The 18,183-nt window shown below is 65.3% G+C and carries 16 protein-coding genes; 12 read left to right on the plus strand and 4 right to left on the minus strand.

The genetic code is table 11. The features are described 5' to 3' along the window. Positions 1-41: 41 nt before the first annotated feature. A complete protein-coding gene (locus ASH04_RS01215) occupies positions 42-1,112 on the minus strand; it encodes an ABC transporter ATP-binding protein (protein ID WP_027494521.1) in 1,071 nt (356 codons plus the stop codon). 117 nt (positions 1,113-1,229) lie between these two features. On the opposite strand from ASH04_RS01215, the gene ASH04_RS01220 reads away from it, so the two are divergent. From ASH04_RS01220 to ASH04_RS27480, 3 genes are all read left to right on the plus strand, one after another. Next, on the plus strand, positions 1,230-3,047 hold the full coding sequence (locus ASH04_RS01220; protein WP_057472561.1) for a multicopper oxidase family protein: 1,818 nt from the start codon (positions 1,230-1,232) through the stop codon (positions 3,045-3,047). Between the two features lie 147 nt (positions 3,048-3,194). Next, a complete protein-coding gene (locus ASH04_RS01225; protein ID WP_200937258.1) occupies positions 3,195-3,647 on the plus strand; it encodes a DUF6855 family protein in 453 nt (150 codons plus the stop codon). Between the two features lie 1,803 nt (positions 3,648-5,450). Then, the gene (locus ASH04_RS27480) at positions 5,451-5,693 is read left to right on the plus strand and encodes an HNH endonuclease signature motif containing protein (protein WP_327212955.1); all 243 of its coding nucleotides are present in this window, start codon (positions 5,451-5,453) and stop codon (positions 5,691-5,693) included. Between the two features lie 27 nt (positions 5,694-5,720). Here ASH04_RS27480 and ASH04_RS01240 read toward each other — a convergent pair whose 3' ends face one another. The 3 genes from ASH04_RS01240 to ASH04_RS01250 are packed head-to-tail and all read right to left on the minus strand — an operon-like array spanning position 5,721 to position 7,547. After that, a complete protein-coding gene (locus tag ASH04_RS01240; protein ID WP_057472564.1) occupies positions 5,721-6,608 on the minus strand; it encodes a polysaccharide deacetylase family protein in 888 nt (295 codons plus the stop codon). A gap of 41 nt (positions 6,609-6,649) precedes the next feature. Further along, positions 6,650-6,928, minus strand: a complete 279-nt coding sequence (locus tag ASH04_RS01245; RefSeq protein ID WP_057472565.1) for a hypothetical protein — start codon at positions 6,926-6,928, stop codon at positions 6,650-6,652. Positions 6,929-6,977: 49 nt separating this feature from the next. Further along, positions 6,978-7,547 carry a CGNR zinc finger domain-containing protein gene (locus ASH04_RS01250; RefSeq protein ID WP_057472566.1) on the minus strand — a complete coding sequence of 190 codons (570 nt, stop codon included), beginning with the start codon at positions 7,545-7,547 and terminating at the stop codon, positions 6,978-6,980. Positions 7,548-7,631: 84 nt separating this feature from the next. Here ASH04_RS01250 and ASH04_RS01255 point away from each other — a divergent pair, with 84 nt between their 5' ends. From ASH04_RS01255 to ASH04_RS01295, 9 genes are all read left to right on the plus strand, one after another. Further along, positions 7,632-8,810: an epoxide hydrolase family protein gene (locus ASH04_RS01255; protein WP_057472897.1), complete on the plus strand. Its 1,179-nt coding sequence runs from the start codon at positions 7,632-7,634 to the stop codon at positions 8,808-8,810. A 44-nt stretch (positions 8,811-8,854) separates the two neighbouring features. Then, the gene (locus ASH04_RS01260) at positions 8,855-9,451 is read left to right on the plus strand and encodes a TetR/AcrR family transcriptional regulator (RefSeq protein ID WP_057472567.1); all 597 of its coding nucleotides are present in this window, start codon (positions 8,855-8,857) and stop codon (positions 9,449-9,451) included. Continuing rightward, positions 9,448-10,956 carry a flavin-containing monooxygenase gene (locus ASH04_RS01265; RefSeq protein ID WP_235579899.1) on the plus strand — a complete coding sequence of 503 codons (1,509 nt, stop codon included), beginning with the start codon at positions 9,448-9,450 and terminating at the stop codon, positions 10,954-10,956. The genes ASH04_RS01260 and ASH04_RS01265 overlap by 4 nt, the downstream gene beginning before the upstream one ends. After that, on the plus strand, positions 10,953-12,644 hold the full coding sequence (locus tag ASH04_RS01270; protein ID WP_032373786.1) for a GMC oxidoreductase: 1,692 nt from the start codon (positions 10,953-10,955) through the stop codon (positions 12,642-12,644). The genes ASH04_RS01265 and ASH04_RS01270 overlap by 4 nt, the downstream gene beginning before the upstream one ends. Next, the gene (locus ASH04_RS01275) at positions 12,644-13,279 is read left to right on the plus strand and encodes a hypothetical protein (RefSeq protein WP_027494512.1); all 636 of its coding nucleotides are present in this window, start codon (positions 12,644-12,646) and stop codon (positions 13,277-13,279) included. Before ASH04_RS01270 ends, ASH04_RS01275 begins: the two co-directional genes overlap by 1 nt. A gap of 174 nt (positions 13,280-13,453) precedes the next feature. Continuing rightward, positions 13,454-14,986, plus strand: coding sequence for a catalase (locus ASH04_RS01280; protein WP_027494511.1), 1,533 nt, complete (start codon positions 13,454-13,456; stop codon positions 14,984-14,986). Between the two features lie 139 nt (positions 14,987-15,125). Further along, complete coding sequence (locus ASH04_RS01285) at positions 15,126-15,599, plus strand: Dps family protein (protein WP_027494510.1); 474 nt, start codon at positions 15,126-15,128, stop codon at positions 15,597-15,599. 83 nt (positions 15,600-15,682) lie between these two features. Beyond that, positions 15,683-16,372 (plus strand): HAD family hydrolase, encoded by a 690-nt coding sequence (locus ASH04_RS01290; protein ID WP_057472568.1) that lies wholly within the window; start codon positions 15,683-15,685, stop codon positions 16,370-16,372. Next, a complete protein-coding gene (locus ASH04_RS01295; protein ID WP_057472569.1) occupies positions 16,369-18,168 on the plus strand; it encodes a glycoside hydrolase family 15 protein in 1,800 nt (599 codons plus the stop codon). Before ASH04_RS01290 ends, ASH04_RS01295 begins: the two co-directional genes overlap by 4 nt. The last annotated feature ends 15 nt before the right edge of the window (positions 18,169-18,183 follow it).

Consider the following 18,183-nt stretch of genomic DNA (forward strand, 5'->3'; position numbering starts at 1 on the left):
GCGTTGTGTGTCCCCAGGGGTACGCACAACGCGCACGACGGTCAGTTCAGGCGGTGACCTTCGGCGGAGGCGTCGAAGATGTGCGCATGGGCTTCGTCGATGCGGACGTGAACGCGGTCGCCCTTCTCGGGCGGGCTGCGCCAATCGGCCCGAGCGACAATGGTTTCGGTCCGGCCGTTGATGTCCGCGCGGCCGAACACGAAGGCCTCGGAACCGAGCTCTTCGACGACGTCGATCTCGAGAGCTATTCCGCTGCTTGCGATCTCGATGTGCTCGGGACGAATGCCGAACATCACCTCGGTCGCGGAACCGAGCGTCTGACGTGGGACCGGGACTACCTGATCGGCCAGGCGGACGCCGCCGTCGGTGACCGGAGCGCGGAACAGATTCATCGACGGTGAGCCCATGAACCCGGCGACGAATGCGTTGACCGGGGTTCGGTAGAGCTCACGCGGGGTGGCGCACTGTTGCAGCACACCACCTTTCAGGACGGCGACGCGATCACCCATCGTCATGGCCTCGACCTGATCGTGCGTGACGTAGACCGTCGTCGTGCCGAGCCGACGCTGCAACTGAGCGATCTGCGTCCGCGTCTGAACCCTCAGTTTGGCGTCGAGATTGGACAGCGGCTCGTCCATCAAAAACACCTGGGGCTGCCGAACGATGGCGCGCCCCATGGCAACTCGCTGCCGCTGGCCGCCGGAGAGCGCCTTGGGCTTGCGGTCGAGGTACGGCTCGAGGTCGAGGAGCTTGGCGGCCTCCTCGACGCGAGTGCGAATGTCCTCCTTGTTCGCCTTCGCCAGCTTGAGCGCGAACCCCATATTCTCGGCGACGGTCATGTGTGGGTACAGCGCGTAGTTCTGGAACACCATCGCGATATCGCGATCCTTGGGTTCGGAATTGGTGACGTCCTTGCCGCCGATGAGGATGCGTCCCGAGTTGACCTCCTCGAGCCCGGCGAGCATCCGAAGCGACGTCGACTTGCCGCACCCGGAGGGGCCGACCAGAACGAGGAACTCACCGTCCTCGATGTGCAGATCGAGCTCGTTCACCGCGGGGGTGTCGGAGCCGGGAAAAAGCCTGGTCGTGCGCTCGAACGAGATTGTTGCCATGACGAAATAGATCCCTCCACCGGCAGGAACGTGCCGGACGATCCAAGTGTGGGGTGACGGCGGGAGCCGACCAGCACATAGTATGGGCCCCATCACAACCAGGAGGAAGGTGGCCGGGTGAGCGGCTCCGTGTCCAGACGCACCGCCCTACGTGGGCTGGCGGCGGCCGCAGTGGCAGCCGGAGCAGCCGCGATACCCGTGGCGTCGACGACGCGTCGAGCACTGGCCGACGACTTCCTCCGCGGGCAGAGCCCACTGCTGTTCCATTCGCCGCAGCTGACGCCGTTCCGTGACGAGCTACCGCGGTTGCCGCTGATCAGCGGTACCGAGATCTCCCTCGACGCGCACAGTGCCACCCACTCGTTCCACGCCGATCTCAGGCCCGCTCCTACGTTCGGCTACGGCCAGTGCGACTACCTCGGGCCCACCATCGAGTCTCAGCAAGGCCAGCCCTGGACGCTGAAGTACTCGAACACCACCGCCGGCAATCCTCTTGCCGCCGACGTCGACACCTCGCTGCACGGCATGAGCGAGATGGATCGCACGATGACGCCGACGGCACTGCACCTGCACGGTGCCGTCACCGAACCGGCCAGTGACGGGCACTCCGAGATGCTGGTGCGTCCGGGCGAGTCGATGACTCACAATTTTTCCGGGCTCAATGATGCTGCCGGGCTGTGGTACCACGACCACGCTATGTCGATGACGCGCATCAACGTCTACGCGGGCCTGCTCGGGATGAACCTCGTCCGTGATCGTTGGGACACCGGCACTTCCGACAACGCCCTCGGTCTGCCCTCGGGCGAATTCGAGTTGCCGTTGGTGCTGCAGGAAAAGATCATGAATCCCGACGGCAGCATGAGTATCCGCTCCAATATCACTGTGCCGCAGGGTAAGTGGGAGGGTGGCGGTACCGGCGACGTCGGCGTCGTCAACGGCAAGATCTGGCCGACGATGGAAGTGGCCCGGGGCATGTACCGGCTGCGGCTCGTCAACGCCGGGTCGTACAGCGTGTGGAACCTGTTCTTCACCAACAAGTTGCGATTCTGGGTCATCGGAAACGACGGCGGATTGCTCGACGCACCGGTGGAGACCACCAGCATCCGGCTCGCACCCGCCGAGCGCGCCGACATCCTCGTCGACTTCGGAGCCGTCGAGGCAGGGGCGTTGGTCGAGTTGCTCAACGACGAGCCGCCGCCGGCGCAGGCCGCGTCGCTCGGAGCCGTCCCGATGCCGATGTTCTGCCAGTTCCGCGTCGCGTCCGCGGCAGGGTTCCGGGGCGGCATGCCGTCGTTGCTGCGCGGGGGAAAGGGGCAGCCGGATCTGTTGCCCGCGTTGCCGACACCCACTTTCTCGCGCACCGTCACCGTCAACCAGCCCTCCGGTGGGCTGAACCTCGACATGACGCTGATGAACTTGAACAACCTGCGGTACTCCGACCCGGACATCGAGATGCCCAAGCAGGGCACCGTGGAGATGTGGAACATCGTCAACACGACGGTCGAGCCGCACCCGATTCACCTGCACCTAGCGCACTTTCGGACGCTGGGGCGAATTCCCATCGACATCGCGGCGTACCAACGCGACTTCCCCCGGCCGACGTTCGGCACCAAATGGGCTCCGCCGGTGGAGAAGTTCCTCACCGGGCCCTCGGTGCCGCCGGCCACCTGGGAAGCCGGGTGGAAAGACACCGTCAACACGTACCCGGGCACCGTCACCCAGATCCTCGTCCGATTCCCGACGGCCGACGAACTCGGCTTCGATCCCGACGCCACGTTCGCTGGACCGGCCGCACACCACGGCGGTCACGATATGAGCGGTCACGACATGCCGGCTGCGGGTCCGTCCGAACTGCAGGGGTACATGTGGCACTGCCACATGCTCGACCACGAGGACCACGAAATGATGCTGCGGTACCGCACCGTCGCTCCGTGACGCACGACCCCGAACCTGTCCAGGGTCGGGAGTGGTTGTGTTCACCGTCAGGTCGGTCCACACTGACCGTGCCGTGTAAGGCAATCACTGTGCTCGGTCGATCTTTCTGCCCGTCGGCCGACTGCGACAACGGAACGGACCCAGGCCATGACCAGCGGAACGAAATCCGACCCGTGGGCTCTCACCACCGCCCCTGGCACCTCGGCGTACACCATGTACCGCGATCCCGACCACGAGCCACCTGCCCTCGTATGCCAGGTGGGGTCGACGACTCTGCGATACCGCATCGAGGCAATCGAAGACCTGCACGGTTGGCTCACCGAACGTGGCGACTGGGTGTTGCTCGGTGCCGCTGACGAGAAGAAGCCGGCTGCGCCGGACACGGTCGAAGCGTGGGGACGCTCTCCGGACAACCCGGTCGCGGTTGGTACGGGCTCAGGAACGGATACCGCGGCCGCTTCGGCATGTATTTGCCACCGCTACTCGAAGAGCTCGGCCTTGCAGAGCTCACCCACAATGCGCGGAACAACAGCATGCGCGCGCTGTAGCGGAGTCATCGAAAAAGTCTGTCGGTGGGTGGGTATAGCTTTCGTGGGGTGAAGACATGGGGGGATGTGTTCGGGCTCGGGGACCAGGAGTTGGTCTCCGAGCTTGCTGACGTCATCTCACTCGAAAACGCCCTCGCCGCAACTAGATTGACGTTGATCGCCGAAATCGACCGCCGCGGCTTGGCAATGAAACTCGGGCACTCGTCCGTCACCCGCTGGTACGCGAAGTCGGTGCGGATCACCGACGGGTCAGCCGCCCGCCAGAACGCACTGGGGTACTGGCTGTTCGATCACCACACCGTGCTCGACGCCCTCGCCGACGGCCGCATCCATGCCGCGCACGCCGCCGCCATCGCCGAGGGATACGACGTCGTCCTGGTGGCCGACCCGACGTTGGATCAGGACCGGCGCGACGGAATCGTCGACGAACTCCTCGAAACCGCGATGCGCAACACCGCCGGCCAGGTCACCTCCCGCGCGCAGGCTTTGGCGCATGCGGCCGCGGACGACGCCCGAGCACGACACGCGAAAGCCGAGAAACAAANGCCGTTCTCGCTCGGGGCGCGACGGAATCGTCGACGAACTCCTCGAAACCGCGATGCGCAACACCGCCGGCCAGGTCACCTCCCGCGCGCAGGCTTTGGCGCATGCGGCCGCGGACGACGCCCGAGCACGACACGCGAAAGCCGAGAAACAAAGACGAGAGCAGGAACAGCAGGAACGCGAGCGTCATGATCAGGAGCGGCGGAAAGATGATGCTGCGACCGCTACCGGCAGGCTGCCTGATCCGGAACCGCCTGCGCCCGAGCCTGTTCCGCCGACGCCTGCACCGCGACCGGTGTCGGAAAACCCGGACCTGAACCGATTCGACCTGCACCCCCTGGCCAACGGCCGCTTTCAGTTCGGTGGCGACATGGACCGGTTGCTCGCCGAGAAGCTTCTCACCGCTCTGTCGCCGTTGACGGCACCTCGGCCCGGTCCCGGCGGGGAGCGCGACCCGCGGAGTGCGTCGAAGCGCCGGGCCGATGCACTCGATCAGATCCTCGACCGACACCTCCGCGGCGGCACTCGTGGGTCGGCGGGCGGGTCGCGGGCGTCAGTGCACCTGATCGTCCCCCTGCGGGACTTGCTCGCCCACGGCGGCAACAAGCAAACGGGTAGCACTGCAACGGATTCGGTCGACACGGGTTCGGTCGCGGGGAGCTCCTCGAACGGCGGCGACAGCAACGGCTCGCGTCCGGATGGAGTGGCCCGAGGGGATATCGCTGCTCGCGGCGATGCGACATCCGGATGTGGTGGTGCCGGGCAGAAATCTGTCCCCGAGCCGGGCGACGCGGATCCTCGCGGCGAAGCAGCCGCGAATGGTGGTGGCGATTTCGACCGTGCCGGGCAGAAGTCTGCGTCCGACCCGGGCGACGCTGGTTCTCGCGACGCCACCGCGGCCGGCCGTGGCAGTGACGCCGGGCATAAGTCTGTGCCCGAGAGGGGAGTCGCTGCTGCTTGCGGCGAAGCTTCAGCCGATGGTGATGGTGCCGGGCAGAAGTCTGTCCCCAAGCCGGGCGACGCGGACTGGCCGTTCCACCTCGACTGGACCGGCCCCATCAGCCGCTTCCTCGCCGAACTCGTCACCTGCGACGCCGACCTGACCCCAGTCATCGTCGACCACCACGGCGTACCACTCGCGCTCGGACGAACCACACGACTCGCCAGCGACGACCAACGCATCGCCCTGACCATCCGCGACACCTGCTGCGTCATGTGCGGCCGCCCAGCCCAGTGGTGCCAAGCCCACCACATCAAATTCTGGGAACACGACCAACGCATCGCCCTGACCATCCGCGACACCTGCTGCGTCATGTGCGGCCGCCCAGCCCAGTGGTGCCAAGCCCACCACATCAAATTCTGGGAACACGGCGGCCCCACCGACATCGACAACCTCGCGCTCGTCTGCGGAGAATGCCACCGCCTCGTCCACCACGGCGACTGGCAGCTGCTGATGGGCGACGACGGACACCCCTACGCGATCCCACCCGAATCCATCGACCCCGGACAGCAACCCCTTCCCAGCTACCACCGACGAAAACAGCGAGCCGCCTGACTCCACGCCGGCTGTGATCCTGCCGATCTATCGGACGGGAGGTGCAACCGTGCGGTAGTGCGCCGCGATGTCGCCGGGGGTGGTGAACCAGACGCCGTCGTTGTTGGCGGTCAGGTGCTCGAGTGCAGCACGGAACCGTCGCAGTCGGTAGGGCTGTCCCGTCAGGAAGGTGTGCACGGAAATCGCGAGCACCACCGGTTGCCTTGCCGAGTTCTCCTTCAGTTCGTCGAAGCTTCCGATGATGTTGTGCTCGAATGCTTCTGCGGTCTGATGGTGATGGACGAACATCGGCAGGTCGTTGATCTCATGGGGATACGGGACGCTCAGCAGCGGGCCGCCGCGGGTCTGTAGCCACACCGGTTGGTCGTCGACGGGCCAGTCCAAGGTGTACTGGTAACCGCGCTCCGCGAGGAGGTCCTCGGTGTCGCGGCTCGGGTTGGCACCTGGGCTCATCCATCCTCGGGGCGGCGCTCCCTCGTGTCGTTCGATCGCGGCGGTGACATCCTCGATGGAGCGACGTTCGGCGTCCTCGTCCTGATCGTTCGGTTGCACCGCGTTCGTTCGGCCGTGTGCGACGACCTCGGCGTCGAGTGCTCGGAACGCTGCGGTCAGCTGCGGAGCGTGCTCGTACACCTCGGTGTTGACCAGCAGTGTCGGCCGAATTCCGCACTGCCGCAATGTCTCTGCGATGCGGAAGCCGCCGACGCGATTGCCGTATTCACGCCAGCCCCAGTTGTACGTGTTGGGTTGGTCCATTGCAGGCGTGTAACCGAGGCCGGGCTGCCCGTCGTCGTACGGAAAGTGCTCGCAGTTGACCGCGACGTACACCGCGAGACGTGCGCCGCCGGGCCACTCGAACCGAGGCCGATCGACGATGGGGGAGTACTCGAAGCGGCCGTGTGAGGGGAGAGCCATGGCCGGGGTATTGCCCGCGGCGAGTCGGCACAAACTGTCGGTCAGTCGGTCTGAGTCGCGACGTCCACCAGGTGGGCGATCTGCGGGTCCCGTGGCTCGCACACCTCGAACACTCCGATTGCCGCCAGCTGCGGTGCCAGCTCTTTCAGCGTCGCGACCAGTTCGTCGTGAGCCTCGGTCCCGGGTTCCACGTCACGGAGCGCGTGCGCATTCGCGATAAACGCCGCCACGGTGCCTTTCCGTATCGGGTGACCGTCGAACGTGGCTCTCTCGGCTCCGTCGGGAAGTATGTCCTCGGGGCGCACGGAATGACCGGTCATCGTGTATTCCTTTCGTCGAAGCAGCGTACGAATGCCAGTGTGGTCGACGTCAGCGCGACGATGTGGTGCCACGACTGGCCGCCATGCGGGCCTTCTTCTGACGGTTTCCACACGTGTTCATGTCGCACCATTTTCGACTGCGGCTCTGGCTGGTGTCGAAGAACGCCGCGCGGCACGTAGGGGATGCGCACAACGCCACCGTGCCGTCTCGCTCACCGGCGACAGTGTCGATTGCGTCGGCTGCGATGACACCGAGGGCGTCCTCGACCCCCGTCGTAGCCGTCAACTGCCACTGCCGGACGCCCGACGGCGACAGGATTGCCGACGCCCGACCCCGAAGGCTGTGGTCGTTCAAAATGCGAACGGGGGAAGCGGGCAGTCGATCTCCAGTCGCGGCTGCGGTAGCGCAGAGGTGGATCGCTTCCCGTAGCTCCCGAGCCGCGTCGAGGTGTGAGTCGGTGCAGGATTCGACGGCGAGTCCGTGGAGAGTCAACCAGTCGGAGAGCCGTTCCGGCACAGGGATTCGTTCGACGGCATCGCCGCGACGCTCGGTGAGGGTTCCGGTGAATGCCGTCGACAGGACATTGCCGGGTCGGAAATCGGGGAAGCTCCTTGCCATAGAACCACCTTAGCCGGTTGCGACAGGCCGTCTGCGCTGTTAGAACTGCCTTAGCCGGTTCAAGTAAACAAAGGAGCCTTCATGATGCGCGTCGACAAGCCCGATGTCCGCCCGTTCGAGTGGCGCGCAACCGACGCCGACCTCGCCGATCTGGTCGCACGGCTCGACGCGGCTCGCCTGCCCGAATCCGAGACCGTGGCCGGCGCGCGCAGATGGGAGCAGGGGGTACCGCTCACGGAGCTCACGGACGCGATCGAGTTCTGGCGCACCGAATACGACTGGCGTTCGCTCGAGTCGAGGCTCGACCGAGTCGGGCAGTTCTGCACGACGATCGACGGCGTGGGGATTCATTTCCTGCACCGTCGTTCACCGCGGAGTGACGCAGCGCCGTTGATCGTGACGCACGGCTGGCCGGGCAGTGTTGTCGAATTCCTCGACATCATCGACGAACTGGCCGATCCGTCGGACCTCTCGGCACGTGCATTCCACGTCGTAGTCCCGTCTCTTCCGGGCTTCGGGTTCAGCGACAAACCTGCGACGACCGGGTGGGGCACCGAGAAGATCGCGGCCGCGTGGGTCGAGCTCATGGGTCGCCTCGGCTACGAGCGGTTCCTCGCCCACGGGGGTGATTGGGGAGGTGTCGTCACCACGATCCTGGGCGGCCGATTCCCCGAGCAGGTCATCGGAATCCACACGACCTACGCCGAAGCGCCGCCCGGGTTGTCGACGGACGGACTGACGGCCGAGGAGCTCGGCTGGGTTCAGCACACCCGAGAGTTCGACCGTGATCGCATCGCCTACGCGACACTGCAGGCGACGCAGCCGCAGACGATCGGGTATTCACTCGTCGATTCCCCGGCCGGGCTGTTGGCCTGGATTCTCGACAAGTTCGCGGAGTGGACGGACACCGAGGGCAGTCCGTTCGAGACGATCTCTCGCACGGCGTTTTTCGACAACGTCACCCTGTACTGGTTGACACGTAGCGGGGCGTCGTCGGCCCGCATCTACTACGAAAGCCACCACTCACTCGACCCGGACCTCCGCGTCGATGTCCCGGCCGCGATCACGACATATCCCCGGGACATTGCGAAGTGCCCGCTGCCATGGGCCCAGCAGAGGTACCGGCGCATCGTTCGATGGCGGGCACCCGACGCCGGCGGTCACTTCCCTTCACTCGAACGGCGCGACTACTTCGTCCGGGACCTTCGCGCGGGTCTGTCGGCGGTCCTGGAGGCGGATGAACTCAGTTGTGACAAAACTTAAAGTCAGGCTGGACTGTTTGTTGTTTTGACGCTACTGTGCAAAGTGTGACTACCGACACAGAGGTCAGCGACGGCGCGCCTACCCCGCGCCGCACGCAGGCCGAACGCACCGCGGGGACCCGCGCCAAGTTGCTCGATGCAGCCATCGAGTGCCTCGTCGAGCTGGGTTTCTCGAAGACCAGCACGCAGGAGATCGCGCGGCGTGCCGGAGTATCCCGTGGAGCGCAGCTGCACCACTTCCCGACCAAGGAGACGTTGGTGACCGCTGCCGTCGAGCATCTCGTCGACCGCCGCCTGTCCGAGATTCTGGAAGCCGAGCCCGATCCGGAACGCGGACCCGAGATCCTCGTCGACGCGTTCTCGGGCCCGCTGTTCTATGCCGCGCTCGAGCTGTGGGTCGCGGCCCGTACCGATCCGGCTCTGCACGAGGCAATGGTTCCGCTCGAGCGCCGCGTCGCCGAGGCCATCCAGAGCGGCGCTCAGATCGTCATGGGTAGCCGCATGTCCACCGAGTCCATCGAGCTCAGCGTCGAGCTGGCACGCGGGCTCGCTGTATCGGCTCTGTTCCGTACCCCCGAAGCCGACGCGCAGCTGCGCGGACGGCTCCTCCCCGTCTGGTCCGAAAAGGTGATGGACTCGTGAATTCTGCACTGCCCCAACAAGTCGACGTGCTCGTCGTCGGAGCCGGTTTTGCCGGCCTCGCCGCGGTGGCGAAGATCCTCGCCGCCGATCCGAGTGCCGACGTGACCGTCATCGAGCGAGCGTCGGAGGTGGGCGGCACATGGCGGGACAACACTTACCCCGGGTGTGCGTGCGATGTCCCGACGTCGCTGTACTCGTTCTCGTTCGCGCCGAGCCCGAAGTGGAGTCACACCTTCGCGCGCCAACCGGAGCTGTTCGACTACCTCCAATCGGTGGTCGAGCGCCTGAACCTGCGGGATCGCATCGTCACCGATTGCGAACTGCTGTCGGCCGATTGGAGTGACACGGACCAGCGGTGGACCGTGCAGACCTCGAAGGGCGCGGCGAGCGTCAGGGTTCTCGTAGCTGCCACCGGCGCACTGTCGACGCCGAAGATCCCGGACGTCCCGGGCATCGACACATTCCAGGGAACGGTGTTCCACTCCGCGACGTGGAACCACGAGCACGATCTCACCGGGGAGCGCGTCGCCGTGATCGGCACCGGAGCGTCGGCGGTGCAGTTCGTGCCCGAGATCGTCGACAAGGCCCAGCGGCTCACCGTCTTTCAGCGCACACCGGCCTGGGTGATCCCACGTCTGGACCGCACCATCGGCCGGGTCGAGCGGACTCTGTACGAGAAGGTCCCCGCGGCTCATCGCGCGGTTCGCGGCATCATCTACGGGTACCGCGAGGCATACGTGACCGTTCTGGCCGACAATCCGTGGATGTTGCCCGCCGTCAAGGCATTCGCGAAGGCCAATCTGAAGCGTCAGGTCAAGAACCCGACGAAGAGGGCGGCTCTGACCCCCGACTACGCACCCGGCTGCAAACGTCTTCTGCTGTCCAATGATTGGCTGCGGACGCTGGATCGACCCGACGTCGACCTGGTGACCTCGGGCCTGACGTCGGTGACCGAGAACGGCGTCGTCGACGCGTCGGGCCGCAACTACGAGGTGGACACCATCATCTTCGCGACGGGGTTCACCCCGACCGAACCGCCGGTGTCGCATCTGTTGCGCGGCAGCGATGGTCGTACTCTCGCAGAGCGCTGGGGCGGTAGCCCGCAGGCCCACCTGGGTACCACCGTCGCCGGGTTCCCGAACCTCTTCCTGATGTACGGCCCCAACACCAATCTCGGGCACAGTTCGATCGTCTACATGCTCGAGTCGCAGGCCAATTACGTCGTCTCGGCGCTCAGCGAGATGCGGGACCATCATGCAACCGCCGTCGAGGTGTCCGAATCCGCTCAGCAGCAGCACAACTCGTGGGTCGACTCTTCTCTCGACGGCACAGTCTGGAATGCCGGCGGCTGCTCGAGCTGGTACCTCGACGCCAACGGACGTAACTCGACGATGTGGCCCACGTACACATTCCGGTTCCGCAACAAGACGCGAACGTTCGACACCTCGAACTACCGACTCGTCTCCGACACCCGTGAATCAGACAAGAAGGCGGTTTCCGCATGAGCGACTACGACGTACTGATCATCGGCTCCGGGTTCGGCGGCAGCGTCGCCGCGCTGCGGGCCGTCGAGAAGGGCTACCGGGTGGCGGTGCTGGAATCCGGCCGACGGTTCGCCGATCACGAATTGCCCAAGACCAGTTGGCGTTTGCGTAAGTACCTGTGGGCTCCGGCGCTCGGCTGCTACGGCGTCCAACGTATCCACCTGTTGCCCGACGTGCTGGTGATGGCGGGGGCAGGCGTCGGCGGAGGCTCGCTCAACTACGCCAACACGCTGTACCAGCCGCCGACGAAGTTCTTCGAGGACCCGCAGTGGGGTGCCATCACGGACTGGAAGCGTGAGCTGAATCCGTACTACGACCAGGCGCGTCGGATGCTCGGGGTCGAGACGAACCCGACGATCACTGCCTCGGACAAGGTCATGAAGGAGGTCGCCGAGGACATGGGCGTGGGCGACACGTTCACCTCTACTCCGGTGGGCGTCTACTTCGGTGACCGTGGCAAGACTGCACCCGACCCGTTCTTCGGTGGTGCCGGCCCGGAGCGGACCGGGTGCACCGAGTGTGGTTCGTGCATGACGGGTTGCCGCGTCGGCGCGAAGAACACCCTCGTCAAGAATTACCTCTATCTCGCTGAACGTGCAGGCGCACACATCCTTCCGCTGACGACCGTCGTGGACGTCCGCCCGAACGGCAGCGGCTACGACGTGGTGACGCGGCGCACCGGCGGCAAGTTGCGCCGCAAGGAGAAGACGATCACCGCCGATCAGGTGGTCTTCTCGGCAGGCACCTATGGAACGCAGAAGCTCATGCTCGCCGCCAAGGAGAAGGGCTCTTTGCCACGGCTGTCGAACAAGATCGGTTCGTTGGTACGTACCAACTCCGAGGCCGTGCTGGCCGCAACGGCGCGCGGACGCGAGGTCGATTACCACGAGGGAGTGGCGATCACCTCGTCGTTCCATCCGGACGATCACACGCACATCGAACCCGTGCGATACGGCAAGGGCAGCAACGCGATCGGGCTGCTGCAAACCGTTCTCAGCGACGGCGGCGGCAAGGTGCCGCGGATTCTCAAGACGCTCGGAGTGGCGCTGCGTCACCCCGGCGCGGCGGCCCGCAGTCTGTCGGTCCACAGGTGGTCCGAACGCACCGTCATCGCTCTGGTGATGCAGACCGACGACAACTCCCTCGAGCTGGGCTCGAAGAAGGGGCCGTTCGGGCGTCGTCTGACGAGTCGGCCCGGAGCGGGCGATCCGCCGCCGCAGTGGATTCCGCAGGGGCACACGGCCATCAGGTTGCTCGCCGACAAGATCGGCGGCGATCCGGGCGGGTCGATCGCCGAGATCGTCAACATTCCGATGACCGCGCACTTCCTCGGCGGCTGCGCCATCGGTGATTCACCGAATACCGGTGTGATCGACGGCTACCAGCGGGTGTACGGGTACGAGGGCTTGCACGTGCTCGACGGTTCTGCCGTCAGCGCCAACCTCGGCGTCAATCCGTCTCTGACCATCACCGCGCAGGCCGAGCGGGCAATGGCGTTGTGGCCGAACAAGGGTGAGCCGGACCGTAGGCCTGCCGTCGGCTCGGGTTATGTCGAGGTGGCACCGGTTCAACCGTCCAACCCGGTGGTGCCGGTGACCGCGCCGGGCGCGCTGCGCCTGCCGCTGACCGTCGTGGGGAGGGACTCCTGATGTGGAGCGTCGCCGAGTCGGAGACCGAGCGCACCGATTGGCCGGTCAGCCCCGCTGCGCCGTGGCCGGCGAACGTCCGAGCCACGATCTGGTGGCATCGCGCCCGGTCGTCGGATTTCGCGCCTGCCGGCGCGAAGACGTTGCCGATCACGATGTGCATGGTCGTCGACTACATGACGTCACCCGTCGGTCCCTACCGCGAGATACTGGCGAGCCCGGTGTTGCGCCGGGACGTCGGAAAGATTCCGCGGATGTCGGTGCCGTTCATCGCCGTCGATTCCGCGACGTCGGTGCACGGCGGCAGGACCAACTGGCATCTGCCCAAGGTGCTGGCCGAGTTCGACGGCGACGTGCTGAACAAGGCCGGGGTCAGCGGTGGGGACTGGTCGGTGCGGACCGGCTCCCGCGGCTTCGGGCCCGCTTTTCCGATGCGCGGATCGATCGGGTTCGCGCAGCCGGTGCCCGGCGGATCGGCTCTCGGCGTCGCAAGTTTGAAGGGGAAAGCCAGGTTGGCCCGGGTGGAGGTGGATGCGTCGGGGCCGACGCTCGATCGCTGGATGCCGTCGGGAACGTATTTCGGGTTGCAGATCGTGTCGGGTTCGATGCGGACGGGCGAAGCGCGGCTGGTGCCCTGACGGCAATCCTTTTCTTGACTTAGTACAGATTGATGGCATGCTGGTGGTCGAGCTCGAGGGTTTATGCCGCGTGAGTACGGGCATTCCCCATGAGAATCCGGCCGCGCCCTCGGCCGCACAGTTTTCGTCCGGGACAGCCCTCTCGGTCTCTCTACAGCCATCAGGAGGCTTCGTATGACCAAGCCGACCACCAGCAAGCCCACAACCAGCAACTCGGGAATCCCCGTAGCCAGCGACGACCAGTCGCTCACCGCCGGCGCACAGGGCCCGATCCTGCTGCACGATCACTACCTCATCGAAAAGATGGCGCAGTTCAACCGCGAGCGAGTCCCGGAGCGCGTCGTGCACGCCAAGGGCGCGGGCGCGTTCGGCGAGCTCGAGATCACCGGTGACATCAGCAAATACACCAAGGCGAAGGCGTTGCAGCCCGGCGCGAAGACCGAGATGCTGGCACGGTTCTCCACCGTCGCCGGCGAGCAGGGTAGCCCCGACACCTGGCGTGATCCGCGCGGCTTCTCGCTGAAGTTCTACACCGAGGAAGGCAACTGGGACCTCGTCGGCAACAACACGCCGATCTTCTTCGTCAAGGATCCGATCAAGTTCCAGGACTTCATCCGCAGCCAGAAGCGCATGCCCGATTCCGGTCTGCGCGACAACAACATGCAGTGGGACTTCTGGACCCTCTCGCCCGAGTCGGCGCACCAGGTCACGTGGCTCATGGGTGACCGCGGCATCCCGAAGTCGTTCCGCCACATGGACGGTTTCGGTTCGCACACGTACCAGCTCATCGCCGAGGACGGCACGAAGACCTGGGTGAAGTTCCACTTCAAGACCGATCAGGGCATCGACTTCCTGACGCAGGACAAGGCCGACGAGGTTGCGGGTACGTCACCCGACCACCACCGTCAGGATCTGTTCGGGTCCATCAAGAACGGCGACTTCCCCAGCTGGACCCTCAAGGTCCAGCTCATGCCGTACGACGAGGCCGAAAACTACAAGTACAACCCGTTCGATCTCACCAAGGTCTGGTCGCAGAAGGATTACCCGCTCATCGAGGTCGGCAAGATGACCTTGAACCGGAACCCGGAGAACTTCTTCGCACAGATCGAGCAGAGCTCGTTCGAGCCGTCCAACACCGTGCCCGGCATCGGCTTCAGCCCCGACAAGATGCTGCTCGGCCGCGTGTTCTCCTACGCGGACGCGCATCGTTACCGCATCGGAGCGAACTATGCGCAGCTGCCGGTCAACGCCCCGAAGTCCGAGGTCAACTCGTACTCCAAGGACGGCAACATGCGGTACTCGTTCAACTCTCCGGAGACGCCCGTCTACGCGCCGAACTCCTTCGGCGGTCCGTCGGCGGACACGAACAAGTACGGCGACGACGGAGCGTGGGACTTCGAGCCTCGCTTCGTCCGCACCGGCTACATCGAGCACCCCGAGGACGGCGACTTCGTCCAAGCGGGAGCCCTCGTCCGCGAGGTCATGGACGATGCGCAGCGCGAGCGTCTGGTCGGGAACATCGTCGGACACGTCCTCAACGGCGTCAGCGAGCCGGTTCTGAGCCGAGTGTTCGAGTACTGGACCAACGTCGACCCCGAGCTCGGCAAGAAGGTCGAGGAAGGTGTTCGGTCGCAGCAGAACGAGACCGCTCCCACCACCGGTGCCGGCGCGATCGACGATCCTGCCGACGAGGCCGCCAAGGTCTGATCCGGACGTTCCTGGGATCGGCGTCACAACGACGCCGATCCCGGAACAACCGGCGCAGTGCCGCCGTTGTGCAATACAGACGGAAGCACAATAATGGCGTGCGATGCACACCGTCGTACAACGGCAGGGAGGCCACATCATGACGAACCCCATCACCAGCACCCTCGACGCAGGTCAGCAGAAGATCGCGGGCGACGCTCTGCAGGGCACCGTCGTCGACCTGATCGATCTCTCGCTCATCGCGAAGCAGGCGCACTGGAACGTGATCGGCAAGAACTTCCGGTCCGTGCACCTCGAGCTCGACGAATTAGTCACTGCTGCACGTGAATTCACCGATCAGGCGGCCGAGCGCGCGACCGCGATCGGTGTCAGCCCTGACGGCCGGGCAGCCACCGTCTCCTCGACGGCCGGAACCAAGGGCTTCGGTGCCGGGTGGACCCAGGACAGCGAAGTGGTGCCGGCCATCGTCGACAACATCGCTGCCGTCGTCGACCGGCTACGTGGACGCGTCGCCGATACCGCGGAAGCCGACCCGGTGACGCAGGACCTGCTCATCGCCATCACTGCTCGGCTCGAGCAGTTGCACTGGATGTGGCAGGCCCAGGCCAGCTGAAACCTGAATTCGATGCGGGCCCCTCACCGGTGGTGAGGGGCCCGTTTTGTTTGCGTGTACAGCCCATGGGTATTCGTACGCCCATGTCTGAAAGTGCTCCGAAGGTCGACGCGGTGTTGTTCGATATCGACGGCACGCTCGTCGATTCCAATTACGTCCATGTCGACGCGTGGTCCCGCGCGTTCCGCGATGCCGGGCACGAGGTGTCGTCGTGGCGCATTCATCGCAGTATCGGGATGGACGGGTCGAAGTTGCTGGAGGCGTTGGTCGGTTCGTCCGACAGCGCGCTCGCGCAGGAAGCGAAAACCCTGCACGGGGAGTATTACGCGGCGGCGTCGAAGACCTTGGAAATTCTGCCGGGTGCACGGGAGCTGTTGGCAGAGCTGAGTACTCGCGAGGTCACCGTGGTGCTCGCGACGTCCGCTCCGGAGTCCGAGCTGTCGACGTTGCGTGATCTGCTCGAGGTCGAGGATTCGGTAGCGGTGGTGACATCCGCCGAGGACGCCGAGGTGGCGAAGCCGGAGCCCGACATCATCGGTGTTGCGCTCGAGCGCGCCGGCGTCGACGCCGAACACGCGATCATGGTGGGAGACAGCGTGTGGGACATCGAATCCGCGGGCCGGGCAGGGGTGCGGGCCATCGGCGTGTTGAGCGGCGGTATCTCACGCGCAGAGCTGCTCGACGCGGGTGCGGTGGCAGTGTTCGAAGACCCGGCCGATTTGCTGGAACACCTCGCCGAGAGCCCGATCCTTGTCGATAAGGCAAGTGCTTGAGCAACTTCCGAAAGCCTTGTCCGAGGGTCGACGGGTACGTCCCCATCGAAAGTTACGGCGCGATCGGTGACGGCCGGACCGTCGCGATGATCGCCGACGACGGCCGCATCGATTGGTTCCCGGTACCGAATCTCGATTCACCACCGCCGTTCGCGTCGCTGCTCGACGCTCCGCACGGTGGGTACATCGAACTGACGCCCAGAGGCGAGTTCACCGTCGAGCGCGAATTCGTGCCCGGCACAAACGTTCTGACCACCACGTTCCGCACCGACAGCGGTACCGTCCGAATCACCGACTCGCTCAACACCGGTGTGGCCGGGCGATTGCCGTGGGTGGAGTTGGCGCGCCGCATCGACGGACTGGACGGAACAGTCGACATGACGTGGTCCGTCGCACCGGGGACGATGCTCGGTATCGCGTCGCCGTGGGCGTACGACACCGAGCACGGAACCGTCCTGCGCGTCGACGGATTGACGCTGGCAGTCCGGACTTTGGGGATCGAAGACGTGCAGCTCGCGGATCGCGACATCAGCGGCGTCTTCACCACGCGCTCGGGTTCGCGTCACGTCATCGGTGTGGTCGGAACCGAGAACGAGCCACTGCCGCTGCCGGATCCTCAGCACCTCGACGAGGGCATCGACCGGACCATCGACAATTGGCGCGTCTGGTCGGACGAGTTCTCATATGAGGGCCCGTGGGCGAAGCACGTCGCTCGCAGCGCGTTGGCGTTGAAGCTGTTGCTGCACAGCCCATCCGGTGCTATCGCGGCTGCAGCGACCACGTCACTGCCCGAGAATCGCACCGGTGGTAAGAACTGGGACTACCGCTACGCCTGGGTTCGGGACGCCGCGTACACCATTCGGGCGCTGCAACGGTTCGGTCTGCGTGAGGAAATCCATGCGGCGGTCGCGTGGCTGCTGAAGGTCATTCGAGTCAACGATCCGTTGGTGAACGTGTTCTACACCCTCGGCGGCGAATTGCCGGGCGGCACAGAGCAGCCCGACGTGCCCGGCTGGCGCGGCATCGGACCGGTGGTCAACGGTAACGCCGCGGCGGACCAACTCCAGCTGATGATCTTCGGAGACCTCTTCTCGATCATTCGGCAGTACGTGGACGCGGGCAACATTCTCGACGCGCAAACCGGCCGGCTGTTGGCGACCATCGCGGACGAGGCCTGCGACTCGTGGCAGCGCAAGGATGCCGGTATCTGGGAGCTCGAGGTGGAGCAGCACTACACGAGCTCGAAGCTGGGGTGCTGGCAGGCACTGGACTGCGCGGTGCACCTGGCCGAAGCAGGGGAGATCCCGGGCATACCGGATCGGTGGAAGGCCGAGAAGGAGTGCATACGGCGGTACATCGAAACCGAGTGCTGGTCCGAGGAGCGGCAGACCTACCTTGCGTACCCGGGTGCCGACGGGCTCGACGCGTCGGTGCTGTTGGCCGCCGAGATGAACTTCGATCGCGGAGAACGCATTTCGGCCACGATCGATGCGCTCGGCGAGGAGCTCGGTGCCGGGCCGTTGATGTACCGCTACAGCGGAGTGTCCGAGGAAGAGGTCACGTTCGTGGCCTGCGCGTTCTGGCGAGTGTCGGCGCTGTCGTGCGTCGGCCGCGACGACGAGGCCACGGCCCTGATGGACCAGTTGGTGGAAATGTCCAACGACGTCGGGCTGTACAGCGAGATGATCGATGCTTCGGATGGGTCGTTTCTGGGTAACTTCCCGCAGGGCTTGAGCCACCTGGCCCTGGTGAATGCGGCGTTGACCATCGCGCGTTCGCACGACGCCACAGCCTGACAACCGACCTCTAGC

The organism is Rhodococcus sp. Leaf233 (genome assembly GCF_001426165.1).
Taxonomy (GTDB): domain Bacteria; phylum Actinomycetota; class Actinomycetes; order Mycobacteriales; family Mycobacteriaceae; genus Rhodococcoides; species Rhodococcoides fascians.

Bases quoted from the DNA above. Each gene is read 5' to 3' on its own strand.
- ASH04_RS01245 (WP_057472565.1), bottom strand. From the start codon at position 6,928: ATGACCGGTCATTCCGTGCGCCCCGAGGACATACTTCCCGACGGAGCC.
- ASH04_RS01225 (WP_200937258.1), top strand. From the start codon at position 3,195: ATGACCAGCGGAACGAAATCCGACCCGTGGGCTCTCACCACCGCCCCT.
- ASH04_RS01250 (WP_057472566.1), bottom strand. From the start codon at position 7,547: ATGGCAAGGAGCTTCCCCGATTTCCGACCCGGCAATGTCCTGTCGACG.
- ASH04_RS01215 (WP_027494521.1), bottom strand. From the start codon at position 1,112: ATGGCAACAATCTCGTTCGAGCGCACGACCAGGCTTTTTCCCGGCTCC.
- ASH04_RS01255 (WP_057472897.1), top strand. From the start codon at position 7,632: ATGCGCGTCGACAAGCCCGATGTCCGCCCGTTCGAGTGGCGCGCAACC.
- ASH04_RS01270 (WP_032373786.1), top strand. From the start codon at position 10,953: ATGAGCGACTACGACGTACTGATCATCGGCTCCGGGTTCGGCGGCAGC.
- ASH04_RS01275 (WP_027494512.1), top strand. From the start codon at position 12,644: ATGTGGAGCGTCGCCGAGTCGGAGACCGAGCGCACCGATTGGCCGGTC.
- ASH04_RS01285 (WP_027494510.1), top strand. From the start codon at position 15,126: ATGACGAACCCCATCACCAGCACCCTCGACGCAGGTCAGCAGAAGATC.
- ASH04_RS01240 (WP_057472564.1), bottom strand. From the start codon at position 6,608: ATGGCTCTCCCCTCACACGGCCGCTTCGAGTACTCCCCCATCGTCGAT.
- ASH04_RS27480 (WP_327212955.1), top strand. From the start codon at position 5,451: ATGTGCGGCCGCCCAGCCCAGTGGTGCCAAGCCCACCACATCAAATTC.
- ASH04_RS01290 (WP_057472568.1), top strand. From the start codon at position 15,683: ATGTCTGAAAGTGCTCCGAAGGTCGACGCGGTGTTGTTCGATATCGAC.
- ASH04_RS01280 (WP_027494511.1), top strand. From the start codon at position 13,454: ATGACCAAGCCGACCACCAGCAAGCCCACAACCAGCAACTCGGGAATC.